This window comes from Streptomyces ferrugineus (assembly GCF_015160855.1).
Classification (GTDB): domain Bacteria; phylum Actinomycetota; class Actinomycetes; order Streptomycetales; family Streptomycetaceae; genus Streptomyces; species Streptomyces ferrugineus.
In genome coordinates, this window is the sequence record NZ_CP063373.1 from 1,054,621 (window position 1) to 1,067,851 (window position 13,231).

General features: G+C 71.4%; 11 protein-coding genes. 6 read left to right on the forward strand and 5 right to left on the reverse strand.

Features of this window, described 5'->3' with window-relative positions; genetic code table 11:
- Position 1: 1 nt before the first annotated feature.
- The gene (locus IM697_RS05065) at positions 2 to 3,250 is read right to left on the reverse strand and encodes a S41 family peptidase (protein WP_194045143.1); all 3,249 of its coding nucleotides are present in this window, start codon (positions 3,248 to 3,250) and stop codon (positions 2 to 4) included.
- A gap of 156 nt (positions 3,251 to 3,406) precedes the next feature.
- On the opposite strand from IM697_RS05065, the gene IM697_RS05070 reads away from it, so the two are divergent.
- Together IM697_RS05070 and IM697_RS05075 are read left to right on the forward strand one after the other, a co-directional pair.
- A complete protein-coding gene (locus tag IM697_RS05070; RefSeq protein WP_194045145.1) occupies positions 3,407 to 4,009 on the forward strand; it encodes a TetR/AcrR family transcriptional regulator in 603 nt (200 codons plus the stop codon).
- Between the two features lie 111 nt (positions 4,010 to 4,120).
- A complete protein-coding gene (locus IM697_RS05075) occupies positions 4,121 to 6,355 on the forward strand; it encodes an MMPL family transporter (protein ID WP_194045147.1) in 2,235 nt (744 codons plus the stop codon).
- Positions 6,356 to 6,481: 126 nt separating this feature from the next.
- Here the strand turns inward: IM697_RS05075 and IM697_RS05080 are convergent, their stop codons facing one another.
- Entirely contained in the window at positions 6,482 to 7,264 is a 783-nt protein-coding gene (locus tag IM697_RS05080) for an MBL fold metallo-hydrolase (protein WP_194045149.1), read from the reverse strand.
- Positions 7,265 to 7,464: 200 nt separating this feature from the next.
- Between IM697_RS05080 and IM697_RS05085 the strand changes: the two genes are divergently transcribed.
- The gene (locus IM697_RS05085) at positions 7,465 to 8,622 is read left to right on the forward strand and encodes a serine hydrolase domain-containing protein (RefSeq protein WP_194045151.1); all 1,158 of its coding nucleotides are present in this window, start codon (positions 7,465 to 7,467) and stop codon (positions 8,620 to 8,622) included.
- Between the two features lie 8 nt (positions 8,623 to 8,630).
- Here IM697_RS05085 and IM697_RS05090 read toward each other — a convergent pair whose 3' ends face one another.
- Entirely contained in the window at positions 8,631 to 8,906 is a 276-nt protein-coding gene (locus tag IM697_RS05090; protein ID WP_194045153.1) for a DUF1876 domain-containing protein, read from the reverse strand.
- 181 nt (positions 8,907 to 9,087) lie between these two features.
- On the opposite strand from IM697_RS05090, the gene IM697_RS05095 reads away from it, so the two are divergent.
- The 3 genes from IM697_RS05095 to IM697_RS05105 all read left to right on the forward strand — a co-directional run bounded on the left by IM697_RS05095 (position 9,088) and on the right by IM697_RS05105 (position 11,710).
- Positions 9,088 to 10,566, forward strand: a complete 1,479-nt coding sequence (locus IM697_RS05095; protein WP_194045155.1) for a purple acid phosphatase family protein — start codon at positions 9,088 to 9,090, stop codon at positions 10,564 to 10,566.
- 32 nt (positions 10,567 to 10,598) lie between these two features.
- On the forward strand, positions 10,599 to 11,336 hold the full coding sequence (locus tag IM697_RS05100) for a class I SAM-dependent DNA methyltransferase (protein ID WP_194045157.1): 738 nt from the start codon (positions 10,599 to 10,601) through the stop codon (positions 11,334 to 11,336).
- An 86-nt stretch (positions 11,337 to 11,422) separates the two neighbouring features.
- On the forward strand, positions 11,423 to 11,710 hold the full coding sequence (locus tag IM697_RS05105; protein ID WP_194045159.1) for a hypothetical protein: 288 nt from the start codon (positions 11,423 to 11,425) through the stop codon (positions 11,708 to 11,710).
- 106 nt (positions 11,711 to 11,816) lie between these two features.
- Here IM697_RS05105 and IM697_RS05110 read toward each other — a convergent pair whose 3' ends face one another.
- Both IM697_RS05110 and IM697_RS05115 read right to left on the reverse strand, forming a co-directional pair.
- On the reverse strand, positions 11,817 to 12,662 hold the full coding sequence (locus IM697_RS05110) for a DMT family transporter (RefSeq protein WP_194045161.1): 846 nt from the start codon (positions 12,660 to 12,662) through the stop codon (positions 11,817 to 11,819).
- On the reverse strand, positions 12,659 to 13,183 hold the full coding sequence (locus IM697_RS05115) for a YbaK/EbsC family protein (protein WP_194045163.1): 525 nt from the start codon (positions 13,181 to 13,183) through the stop codon (positions 12,659 to 12,661). The genes IM697_RS05110 and IM697_RS05115 overlap by 4 nt, the downstream gene beginning before the upstream one ends.
- Positions 13,184 to 13,231: the final 48 nt, after the last annotated feature.

A 13,231-nucleotide genomic window follows, 5' to 3' on the forward strand; every position in this document is an offset into this window, starting at 1 on the left:
CTCAAGAGCGTGGCGGAAGCTTGGGCCTCGACCGGTCCGGAACATGTGCGTAGTCCGGAGGCGTCGCGGGCGGGTTCGTCTCCAGCAACTCCAACGCCAGTTCCACCGCATCCGTCAGCTGGGCATGTCTGCCCTCCGCCCAGTCCAGCGGGGTCCGAAGGACCTCCACGTCGGGGCTCACGCCCCTGTTCTCGATGCTCCACCCGTACGCGTCGAACCACGCCGCGTTCATCGGCACCGTGATCACCGTGCCGTCGCCGAGGCGGTGACGGCCGGTCATGCCGACCACTCCGCCCCAGGTGCGCTGCCCGACGACCGGGCCCAGCTTGAGGAGCTTGAAGGCGGCCGTGATCATGTCGCCGTCCGAGGAGGTCGCCTCGTCGGCGAGGGCGACCACCGGGCCGCGGGGCGCGTTCGAGGCGTACGACACCGGCTGGGCGTTTCTCGTGAGGTCCCAGCCGAGGATCGTGCGGGTCAGCTTCTCCACCACCAGCTCGCTGATGTGGCCGCCCGCGTTGCCGCGTACGTCGACGATCAGCGCGGGGCGGGACATCTCCATGCGCAGGTCCCGGTTGAACTGGGCCCAGCCCGAGCCGCCCATGTCCGGGATGTGCAGATAGCCGCAGCGACCGCCGCTCAGCTCCCGTACGACCGTGCGGCGTTTGGCGACCCAGTCCTGGTAGCGCAGGGGCCGTTCGTCGACGAGGGGGACCACCGCCACCCGGCGGGCCCGGCCCGCTTCGCCCTCCGCCGGGGTGAACGTCAGCTCCACCGTCGTGCCGCCGGCGCCGGCCAGCAGCGGGTAGGGGCCGGTGAGCGGGTCCACGGGGCGGCCGTCGACGTGGGTGAGGACCGCGCCCTCCCGGATGCCCGCGCCCGCCAGCGGGGAGCGGGCCTTGGAGTCGGAGGACTCGCCGGGGAGGATGCGCTTGACCATCCAGCCGTCGTCGCGGCGTACGAAGTTGGCGCCGAGCAGGCCCTGCCAGCGCTGGTAGTGCGGCGGGCCCTCGTTGCGGCGGGCGGCCGTGACGTAGGCGTGGGAGGTGCCGAGCTCGCCGAGGACCTCGCGCAGGAGGTCGGCGAACTCGTCGGGGGAGGCGACCCGTTCGACCAGGGGGCGGTACTGGTCGAGGACCGCGTCCCAGTCGATGCCGCACATCCCCGGGTCCCAGAAGTACGCCCGGATCAGCCGGCCCGCCTCGGCGTACGACTGCCGCCACTCCGCCGCCGGGTCCACCACGTGCAGGATGCGGCGGGCGTCGATCCACACCGTCGTGTCGCTGTCGCCGGACTCCGTGGCGGGGACCGCCCTGAGGTCGCCCTCGTCGAGCAGCACCAGGCGGGTGCCGTCGCCGCTCACCGTGAACCAGTCGAGGTGGTCGACGAGTTCGGACTTCTTGCCCTTGCTGATGTTGAAGTGTTCGAGGGTCGGCCGCCCGGTCGTGTCGTCCGGGTTGGCGAACGTCTCGCCGAGCGCGCCCGAGATCGGCCAGCGCAGCCAGACCAGTCCGCCGCCGGAGACCGGGCACAGCGCCGAGTACTTGGAGGCGGCGACCGGGAAGGGGGTGACCCGGCTTTCGAGCCCCTCGACCTCGACGATCGTCGCGCCGCCGGTGCCGCCGTCCTCGTCCTCCACCGGGTCCAGGCCACCGGCGGCCGGGCGGCCCTCGGGGTTCAGGGCGAAGGGGGAGGGGGTGGCCGAGGACAGCGGGACCAGGTAGGGGCGGCAGCCGAGAGGGAAGGAGAGGTCGCCGGTGTGGACGTCGTACACCGGGTCGAAGCCGCGCCAGGAGAGGAAGGCGAGGTAGCGGCCGTCCCTGGTGAACACCGGGTTCTCGTCCTCGAAGCGGCCGCTGGTGACATCGACGATCAGGCTGTCCCCTTGTCCCGTTCGGGAAATACGGGCCAGTTTGATCTGGCGCAGGGAGCGGCCGATCCCCGGGTGCGACCACGTCAGCCAGCTGCCGTCCGGGGAGAAGGCCAGGTCCCGCACGGGGCCGTTGACCGACCGGATCAGCTCGGTGACCTCCCCGTTGGAGTCCTCCGTCACGTCGAGCAGCAGCAGCCGCCCGTCGTGCGAGGCGATGGCCAGGCGCTCGCCCTCCGGGTCGGCGGCCATCTCCAGGACCCGGCCCAGCTCGCCGGAGGCCAGCCGGCGCGGGTCGCGGTCGCCGGTCGCCCGGGGCAGATAGGCGACCTCGATCGCGTCCTCGCCCTGAGCGTCCGTCACATACGCGACCTGGCCGACCGATCCGAGCATCTCCGGGAGCCGGACCCGTACGCCCGGGGTGTCGGTGATGGTGCGGGCCGGGCCGTCCCGGTGGGTCAGCCAGTACAGGCTGCCGCGTACGACGACGGCGCTCGCGCGGCCCGTCTCGTCGACCGAGACACCGTCGACGTGCTGGGCGGCGGGGACCTGATAGGGGCGGCGGCCCGCGCGCGGCCCGCTGAGCCGTACGTCGAGTCTGCGCGGCCGCGACGCGGCGGCCAGGTCGTCCACGATCCACAGGTCGCCCGCGCACTGGTACACCACGCGGGTGCCGTCGCTCGCCGCGTGCCGGGCGTAGAAGGCGTCGTGGTCGGTGTGCCGGCGCAGGTCGGAGCCGTCGTGGGCGCACGAGTAGAGGTTGCCGACGCCCTCGTGGTCGGAGAGGAAGGCGATACGGCCGCCGACGAACAGGGGGGAGGCGAGATGGCCGCCGATGTCCGCGAGCAGGCGCTCGCCGTGCAGCCAGAGGCGGCCCGTGGCCCCGCCGCGGTAGCGCTTCCAGGAGGCCGGTTCGTGCGGCGGAGTCCCGGTCAGGAGCAGGGTCTTGCGCTCGCCGTCGAGGTCGGCGACCTGGATGTCGGAGCACGGGCCCCAGGGGAGCTTGCGGCCGGGGTCGCCGTCGGGGCGGACCTTGTAGGCCCAGGTGAAGTGGGAGAAGGGCTCGCCGTGCGAGGCGACGGCGAGGATCACGCCGTCGGGGGTCCAGCCGCACACCTGGGTGTCCGCCGAGCCCCAGTGGGTGAGCTGGGTGCCGGGGCCGCCGTCGACCGGGACCAGGTGGATCTCGGGGGCCAGGCTGCGCCAGCTCGTGTACGCGATGCGGCGGCCGTCGGGGGAGAAGCGCGGGTGGCCGATCTTGGTGCGGTCCACGGTGAGCCGCCAGGCGCGGCCCGGGCCGTCGAGGGGGGCCAGCCACAGGTCGTCCTCGGCCACGAAGCAGAGCAGGTCGTCATGGAGATGCGGCAGGCGCAGATAGGTCACGTCCCCATGCTTTTCCCGTGGACGTACCTGAGCAACTCGTGACATAGCGGATGTCGGGACTGATGATGCGAACGAAACAGTTTCGTTTCTCGGTTGGATGCGCTACCTTCGTCGTGTACGAAACCGTGTCGTTCGGAGTGGAAGGTGGAGAGGGTCATGGCTGAGGTCGCAACGTCGCGTCGCAGTCGTATCACCCCCGAGCGCGAGGCCGAGTTGTACGAGGCTGTGCTCGACCTGCTCCGAGAGGTCGGCTACGACGCCCTGACCATGGACGCCGTGGCCGCCCGCACCCGGTCCAGCAAGGCCACGCTCTACCGCCAGTGGGGCGGCAAGGCCGAGCTGGTGGTGAAGGCCATCCGGCACAACAAGCCGGGCAAGGACCTGAGCGAGATCGACACCGGGTCGCTCCGCGGCGACTTCCACGCCCTCATGGCGCATGCGGACGACGCCCAGATGGAACAGAACGGCGCGTTGATGCGCGGACTGGCCATGGCGATGCACGCGAATCCGGACCTGCACCGGGAGTTCCGGAGCCAGGTGGTCGAACCGGAGATCGCGGAATTCCGCCGCATGCTGCAGCGGGCCGTCGACCGGGGTGAGGTCCGTCCGGACTGCCCGGCGCTGGACTTCGTGGTGCACATGATGCTCGGCGCGTTCGTCACCTGCTCGATCCTCGACGACAGGCCGCCGACGCCTGCCTTCCTCACCTCGTACATCGACGCCGTGGTCCTCCCCGCCCTCGGCGTGCCCGTCAACTGACAAGTCCCCTGCACGTTCCCTGAGAAAGCCCTCCACCTGACGTACCCGCTCACGTCGTCGGGCTGATCACCCCTGCCCTGAATTCCTCACGACCTGACCGGGAGACGCCCCGTGGCCACCTTCCTCTACAAACTCGGCAGACTCTCCTTCCGCCGACGACACTTCGTCGCCCTGATATGGGTCGCGCTTCTGACGCTCGCGGGCGTCGGCGCGGCCAGTGCCCCCTCGGCCGGCTCCGCCTCCTTCTCCATCCCCGGCACCGAGGCCCAGAAGGCCTTCGACCTGCTGGACGAGCGCTTCCCCGGCATGAGCGCCGACGGAGGGACCGCCCGGATCGTCTTCAAGGCGCCGAGCGGCGAGAAGATGACCGACGCCGACAACAAGGCGATCGTCGAGAAGACCGTGCAGGAGCTGAAGGACGGCTCCGAGGTCGCCGCCGTAGCCGACCCGTACACCGCGAAGGCCGTCAACCAGGACGGCACGATCGCGTACGCGTCGGTGTCGTACCAGGTCTCCGGCTTCGAGCTGGAGGAGTCCACCCGGGACGCCCTGCAGGAGGCCGCGCAGCACGCGAGGGACGCCGGGCTGACCGTCGACGTCGGCGGTGACGCGCTGCAGGCTCCGGCCGAGAGCGCCGCCTCGGAGGTCATCGGCATCGCGATCGCCGCGGTGGTTCTCGTCATCACTCTCGGTTCGCTGCTCGCGGCGGGTCTGCCGCTGCTGACCGCGATCATCGGCGTGGGCATCGGCGTCTCGACGATCACCGCCCTGGCGAGCGCGCTCGACCTCGGCGACACGACGTCCACCCTGGCGTTGATGCTCGGCCTGGCGGTCGGCATCGACTACGCGCTGTTCATCGTCTCCCGTTACCGCGCCGAGCTGGCCGAGGGCCGCGAGCGTGAGGAGGCGGTGGGACGGGCCGTCGGCACGGCGGGCTCGGCGGTGGTCTTCGCCGGCCTCACGGTCGTCATCGCCCTGGCCGGTCTGTCGGTCGTCAACGTCCCGATGCTGACCAAGATGGGCCTCGCGGCAGCGGGCACGGTCGCCATCTCCGTCCTGATCGCGCTGACCATGGTCCCGGCACTGATCGGCTACGTGGGCCGCAGGCTGCGTCCGGCGGGTGAGAAGAGCAAGCTGCTCGGCGGCGGGCGCGCGGCCAAGAAGGCGGCCGACGGGGCGGACCGCCCGAACATGGGCACGCGCTGGGCGAGCTTCGTCGTACGCCGTCCCGTGGCCGTCCTCCTGACGGGCGTGATCGGCCTGGGCGCCGCGGCCATCCCGGCGGCCTCCCTCGAACTGGGCCTCCCGGACGACGGCTCCCAGCCCACCTCCACCACCCAGCGCCGCGCCTACGACCTGCTCTCGGAGGGCTTCGGACCCGGCTTCAACGGCCCGCTGATGGTCGTGGTCGACGCCAAGGGCAGCGACGATCCGCAGGCCGCCTTCACCGACGTCGGTGACAGGATCAAGGGCCTGAACAATGTCGTCACGGTGGCCCCGGCGGTGCCCAACGAGGCCGGCGACACCGCGACGATCACCGTCGTCCCCGACGCCAAGCCGGCCTCGACGACCACCGAGGACCTGGTGCACACCATCCGCGACACCGGCGCGGAGATCACGGCGGACAGCGACGCGAAGGTCTATGTCACCGGTGCGACCGCGATGAACATCGACGTGTCGCAGAAGATGAGCGACGCGCTGATCCCGTATCTGATCCTGGTCGTGGGCCTGGCCTTCCTGCTCCTGATCCTGGTCTTCCGCTCGATCCTGGTCCCGCTGAAGGCGGCCCTGGGCTTCCTGCTGAGCGTGCTGGCCGCGCTGGGCGCCGTGGTCGCGGTCTTCCAGTGGGGCTGGCTGTCCGGACTGCTGGGCGTGGAGGAGACCGGCCCGGTCATGTCGATGATGCCGATCTTCATGGTGGGCATCGTCTTCGGCCTGGCGATGGACTACGAGGTGTTCCTCGTGACCCGGATGCGCGAGGCCCACGTCCACGGCGAGCGGCCGACCCAGGCGGTCGTGACGGGCTTCAAGCACGGCGCGAGGGTCGTCACAGCGGCCGCGATCATCATGATGGCGGTGTTCGGGGGCTTCATCGGCGCCAGTGAGTCGATGGTGAAGATGATCGGCTTCGGTCTCGCGATCGCCGTCTTCTTCGACGCCTTCGTCGTCCGCATGGCCATCGTCCCGGCTGTCCTGGCCCTGCTCGGCAAGAAGGCCTGGTGGCTGCCGAAGTGGCTGGACCGCGCCCTGCCGAACGTGGACGTGGAGGGCGAGGGCCTGCGCACGGAGGCCGAGTCCGGGAAGGACGCGGACCCCGACGGGGAGCGCGCGCTGGCACGCGTGTGACGGGCCACCATTGAAGTAGGCCGGCCGGTGAGGGCTCCGTGGGGACGGGGCGCCCTCACCGGCTTTCTTCATGAGGTCCCGTAGACCGTCGAAATGAGGTCTCGTAGACCGTCGAACGGGGAGCGGTCAGCCCAGGTCCAGGCGGTCGGCCAGTCCTGCGGCGGTGAAGGCGGCGATCAGCGGGTCGCGGCCCTCCGTGAAGTGGGCCCAGCTGTCGTAGTGGACGGGGACGACACGGCGGGCGTCGAGGATCTTCGCCGCCCGCGCGGCTTGGGCGCTGTCGAGCACGAGCGTCGAGCCGTCGAAGAGCTCGTCGAAGCGCGGTGCGCCGGCGAAGAGGATGGCGGTGTCCACCGGGGCGAAGCGCTGGGCGATCTCCTCGACAAGGGTGAGCTGGGCGTTGTCGCCGCTGACGTAGACGGTGGGCAGGTCGTCGGCGGTCAGGACGAAACCGACGACCTCGCCGGTGATCGCCTCGACCTCCGTACGCGGTCCCGGGCCGTGGAGGGCGGGCACAGCGGTGACGGTGAGCGTGCCGCCGTCGGGGCGGTCCAGCTCGATCGACTCCCAGTCCGCGAGGCCCTTGGCGCCCTGGCCCAGACGCCGTCCGCCGCCGGGGGTGGTGAGGGTGAGCGGGACGTCGGCGAGCAGAGCGCGGCCGGAGTGGTCGAGGTTGTCGGGATGCTCGTCGTGGGAGAGCAGGACCACGTCGATGGGGCCCAGCTCGGTGGGGGTGGCCGCGGCGGGGGCCGTCTTGGTCAGGTAGGGGCCGTCGGGCCCCGGGTAGTCGCCGGGGGCGTCGAAGGTCGGGTCGGTCAGGAACCGCAGCCCGCCGTATTCGAAGAGGGCGGTCGGGCCGCCGAAGGCACGGACGGGGAACTGTGCGCCGACGGGACTGGGAGTAGACATGACAGAGCCATCCTCACGGATATGTGGGTATGCATCCGTGAGTCACTCTAGATGCCTCTCACGGATGAGCGCAACATAAACCGTGAGGGCTTGTGTTGCTGAGCTGGTGAGGCTGGCCACACAACGGAATCCAAGGCCCCGCACCCATGTTGGACTGGCTGTCGAAGGCGCATGGGAACCGTTGCTGAGGGAGTGCGGGCGTGGACGTGAACGGCGTGGTCGCCGGGGGCTTCGAGCCGGTCAGGGAAGCGTTCGTCCGGAACTTCTCCGCACTCGGGGAGCGGGGCGCGGCCGTCGCGGTGTACCGGGACGGGCACAAGGTCGTGGACCTGTGGGCCGGCACGAAGGACGTCGACGGCACGGACCCGTGGCTGCCCGGCACCGCACAGGTCGTGCGCTCGGCGACCAAGGGCGTCGCCGCCGCCGTACCGCTCATCCTGCACCGGCGTGGGGAGCTGGACCTGGACGCGCCGGTCGGCGAGTACTGGCCGGAGTTCAAGGCGCACGGCAAGGAGCGGCTGCTGGTGCGGCACGTGCTCGGCCACCGTGCCGGGCTCCCGGTGCTCGACCGCCCGCTCACTCCCGAGGAGGCGCTGGACCCGCACCGCGGGCCCGAGGCCGTGGCCGCGCAGGCGCCGGTGTGGGAGCCGGGCACCGACCACGGCTATCACGCGCTGACGTACGGCTGGCTGCTGGACGAGCTGGTGCGGCAGGTCACGGGCCGCTGGGCCGGCGCATGGCTGGCGGCGGAGATCGCCGGGCCGCTGGGTGCGGACCTGTGGCTGGGGCTGCCGGAGTCGGAGGCGGGCCGGGTGGGGCGCGTCGGCCGCGTCGAGGGGCCGGAGCCCGCCGGCGGACTGCGCTCGCGCCCCAAGCGCTCGGTCACCGCGGCCTACGAGGACCCGGACTCCCTCACCCGCCGCGCGTTCGCCGCGATCACTCCCTTCCCCGACCAGAACGACCCCGCCTACCGCGCCGCCGCCCTGCCCGCGACGAACGGCATCGCGACGGCCGACGGTCTGGCGCGGGTGTACGCGGCGCTGATCGGCGAGGTCGACGGCGTACGGCTCTTCGATCCGGCGACGGTGGAACTGGCCCGCGCCGAGGAGTCGTCGGGCCCGGACCGCGTCCTGGTCGTGGGCACCCGCTTCGGCCTCGGCTACATGCTGCACGGCACCGCCTCCCCGCTGCTCGGCCCGGGCTCCTTCGGCCACCCCGGGCGCGGCGGCGCCCTCGGCTTCGCCGACCCGGAGACGGGGATCGCGTTCGGCTATGTGACGAACGGCTTCCGCAGGACGGTGACGGCGGATCCGAGGGCGCAGGGGTTGATACGGGCGGTACGGGCGTCGCTCACGTAGCGCTCGGCTCAGACGTGGATCGGGTGCGAGGTGCGCCCCGAAGCCGCGTCGATCTCCCCGTGCGCCTTGGTGAGCATCTGCATCGCGAGCTCGTTCAGGGCGCGGGCAGCGGCGATCTCCTCCCCGACACGTGGCTGATTGGAGTCGGTGTGGTGCCGTGTGGCGTGTCCGTGGGCCCGCACCTCGGTGCCGTCGGGAAGCCGCACCAGCGCGGCCGCCCGCGTGTGCTGGTCGTCCTCCAGGAACTCCAGCTCGACATGCCATCCCACTGCGGTGTGCATCATGACGATCACCTCCGGAACAACTGCTTCCAGGGTGCTCCCTCGGGGGCACCCGCGCCTAGTCGGGTGCCCTCCTGAGCCGGGTTTTACCGGACGTTCGGGACGAAGGCCGTGACTCGGGATCAGGTGAGACTGGGCACACTCACCGCACGGGGCGCTTCCGCCCTGCTTCCATGGAGGTGTCATGCGCTGCTGCTTCTCCGCACACCTTCCCGCTCTCGCAGCACTGTCGGCCTTCCCCGGCCCCTGCGAGGTGCTGCGCTCCGGCGCGCGCCTCGCCCCCGCCCTGCTGCGGTCGGCCTCGGCCGCCGTGCGCCGGGCGGCTTCCGCCCACCCCGACGACCTGACCGCCGTCAACCTGGAACTGGTCACCCTCACCGAGGACCGCGCCGTCATCACCTGGTACACCGGGATCCCGGGCACCAACGACGGCATGGGCCACCCCCTCCCCGCGATCACCGAGGGCGAGGTCGTCTACGGCACCCACCCCGCCCACCTGAACCGCACCGCCTCCGAGGGCCGCCCGACCGCCCACCACCAGGTCGAACTCACCGACCTGGAGCCGGGGCAGACGTACTACTACCAGGCACGCTCCCGGGGCGTTGCCGCCACGCCCACCCCCCTGCACCTGGTGCGCGGCAACGCGGTGGGCACGTCGACGTTCGGGTTCGGCTCGGGCGGCGGGCCGTACTCCTTCACCACCCCGCAGCCCCCGCCCGGCCGGCATCTGCTGTCGGTCGCGCTCTGCAACGACCTGCACCTCGGCGAGACCACCGCGGGCCTCGTCGGCGGTCTGCCGCTGCTGCGCGGAGTGGTCCAGCAGCCGGGGCGCGCGCCCTACCCGGAGCTGATGAGCCGCGCCCTGGTCGAGGAGGCCCGGCGGCGCGGGGCGGACCTGCTGCTGGCCGGCGGCGACATCTCGGCGGGCGGCGCGGCGCACGACCTCGGCGAGGCCCGCCGCATCCTGGACGGGTTCGGCGCGCACGGGCAGGACTACTTCGTCGTACGCGGCAACCACGACCGCTCCCATGACAACAGCGCCTTCCGCACCGCCTTCCCCGTCGCCGACGGGCCGGGCTACTTCGCCCGTGACCTCGGCGGGCTGCGGATCATCGGCCTCGACACCTACGCCAAGTCCGGCAACGGCGCCGACGCGGGCGGGCTCGGGGCCGAGCAACTGTCCTGGTTCCGGGCGACGTTGAGACAGGCTCCGGATCAGCCGACGGTGGTGTTCGGCCACCATCCGCTGACCGTGCGGGACTCCGTCTTCCCGGTGACCCGCGGCCAACAGCTGGACCGGCGCCAGGCGCGTGCCCTCGTGGACGCCTACGCCGCCGCGCCCGGCGTCTTCCTGCACCACGCGGGCCACACCCACCGCAACAAGCGCACCGTGCTGGTGCGGGCCCCGCACGTCACCCATCAGGAAGTCGCCGCCGCCAAGGAGTACCCTGGCGGATTCACCCTTCTGCGCATCCACTCCGGCGGCTACGCCCTCAACCACTACAAGGCCGGCGACATGGCGGCCCGGCAGTGGGGCGAGCGCAGCCGCCGGGTGGCCGCGGGCCTGTGGCCCCACCACGCCCTGGGCCGCTCGGTCACGGACCGCAACAGCGTGCGGGCGCACGACCTGTCTGGAGTCGCCGGGTTCGCAGTGCGTGAATAGCGGGTGACGCTGCGCGTTCGTAGCATCGAGGCATGGCAACCCTGTGGGAGCTGATGCAGGACTGCATCCCCGACGACCACGCCCGACAGGTCACCTCGCGCTACTACGTCGACGAGGTGATGGCCGCCCCGGGTGCGCCCGGCCTGGTCGTCGACCTGGGGTGCGGTCGCGGCACGTCGGCCGCGCTGTTCCGCAAGCACGCCCCCGAGGTGCGCTGGGTCGGCGTCGACATCCGTGACTCGCCGGAGGCCGCACAGCGCACCCCCGGCGGCGACCCGGTCATCCACTACGACGGCGTCCACCTCCCCCTCGGCTCGGACTCCCTCCCCCTCGTCTACTCCCACCAGGTCTTCGAACACGTCGCCCGCCCGCGCGAACTCCTCGCGGAAGTCGCCCGGGTGCTGGCGCCCGGCGGTCATTTCATCGGATCGACATCCCAGTTCGAGCCGTACCACTCCTTCAGCCTGTGGAACTACACGCCGTACGGCTTCCGGACGCTGGTCGAGGACGCCGGGTTGGCGTTGGAGGAGATCCGTCCGTCCCTCGACGGGGTGGCGCTGATCATGCGGAGCTATCTCGGCCGGCCGCCGGAGTACAGCCGCTACTGGGACGAACAGTCCCCGCTCAACACCGAGATCGACCAGTGGGCGAAGACCGGCCGGCGCAGAACGGCCCTGGTGAACCTGCGGAAGCTGACGTACTGCGGCCAGTTCGCGTTCAAGGTCGGCAAACCGGTGCCAGATCACAAAACTCGGCGCGCCGCAGGATGATTTGGGGCATTTCCTACTTAACCTCCCTTAATCGTAAGGGCTCACCCCTTCACGCTTCGCATCCACCTCACTCCACCGGAGATGACATGCACAAGCTTCGCAAGGCCGCCGTCCTGGTCGCCGCCGTCAGCACCGTCGGACTCCTGGGCGCGGGCAGCGCCCACGCCGACGGCCGGGGCGACGGCCCCGGAGGCAACAACTACAGCGTCACGCAGAGCACCCAGTGCAAGTCCCACGACTTGAACCTCGACATCCTCGGCGTGGTCGGCATCCTCAACGGCGTGCTCGGCAGCGGGCTCAACGGCGAGGGTGACGCGGGCGCCCAGAGCAACCACCTCGGCTCGACGATGGGCTGCAGCAACACCGCGTTCTAGTCGAACGCGGCCGCAGCCGCCGGCAGTGACAGGCGGTCAGCCAACGGCTGACCGCCTGTTCTGGTCCGGACCTGAACGCGGGTGACCGACTAGGCTGCCATGGGATTCAACCCGCGTGCAGCATCAGCCCGATGCCCACGACCAGCAACGCCGCCGCCGCGATCCGGCCCGCCCCGAAGCGCTCCTTGAAGAGCACCGCCCCGATCGCGGCCCCCACGATGATGGACGACTCCCGCAGCGCCGCGATCGGCGCCAGCTCCGCCTTCGTCTGTGCCCACAGCACCAGCGCGTACGCGGCGACGGACAGCGCGGCACCCAGCAACCCCAGCCGGGCGAACGGCCGCAGCACGGTGAGCGTGTCGCCGCGCCAGCGCCGGACGGCGTAGAGGGGAATGACGACGCCCTCGATCACCATCAGCCAGGCGATGTACCCGAGGGGCGACCCGGAGGCCCGTACGCCGAGACCGTCGAGGACGGTGTACGCCGCGATGGACAGCCCGGTCGCCAACGCGGCGCCGATCGCCTTCCAGTTGGGCCGGTGCCCGCGCAGCCCCCACAGCGCGACGCCGGTAAGGCCCGCGCAGGACACGGCGATTCCGGCGGCCACCCACCCGTCCGGCACCTCGTGCGCGAACACGGCGGCCAGCAGGGCGACCACGAGCGGGGCGGTGCCGCGCGCGATGGGATAGGCCTGCCCGAAGTCGCCCAGCCGGAAGGACTTCATCAGCAGCGCGAAGTACACGATGTGGACGACCCCGGAGGCGAGGAGATACGGCCACGCCCCCGACGCCGGGACCTCCCCGAAGGGCATCAGTATCAGCCCGATCAGCACCCCGCCGCCCGCGATGAGCGTGAACCCGACCAGCTTGTCGGTGATCTTGTGGGCGATGGCGTTCCAGCTGGCGTGCGTGACGGCGGCAAGCAGGACGGCGGCCGTGACCAGCGGCGTCACGAAGCCGACGACTGCTCGCGCACGTCCACGACAGTCGCGCCGGCGTGGGCGACGAGGTCCTTCGGCGCCATGGGGAACACCGCGTGCGGGTTGCCCGCGGCCGCCCACACCACGTCGTGCTCCAGCAGCGAACGGTCGGCGAGCACCCGCGTCCTCGTACGGTGCCCGAAGGGCGGCACGCCCCCGATGGCATACCCGGTGGTCTCCCGTACGACATCGGCCTTGGCCCGCGTGACCTTGCCGGCGCCGAGCGCCTCGCGGACCAGTTCCACGTCGACCCGGGAGGCCCCGTCCATCAACACCAGCACCGGCACCCCGTCGGCGGCGAAGATCAGTGACTTGCAGATCTCACTCAGCTCACACCCGATCGCGGCGGCGGCCTCGGCGGCGGTCCGGGTCGCGTCCGGGAACCGGCGGATCCGGATGTGCAGGTCGTCGAGGCCCAGCTCACTCAGGGCTTCGGCGAAACGGGGGTGGGCTCCGAAGCCCTCGTTCTCGGCGTCAGTGGCGGCTGTCGTCATGCAGGCACGCTAGCGGTAGCTGTACGGGGCATGCGACTGGGTTACGTC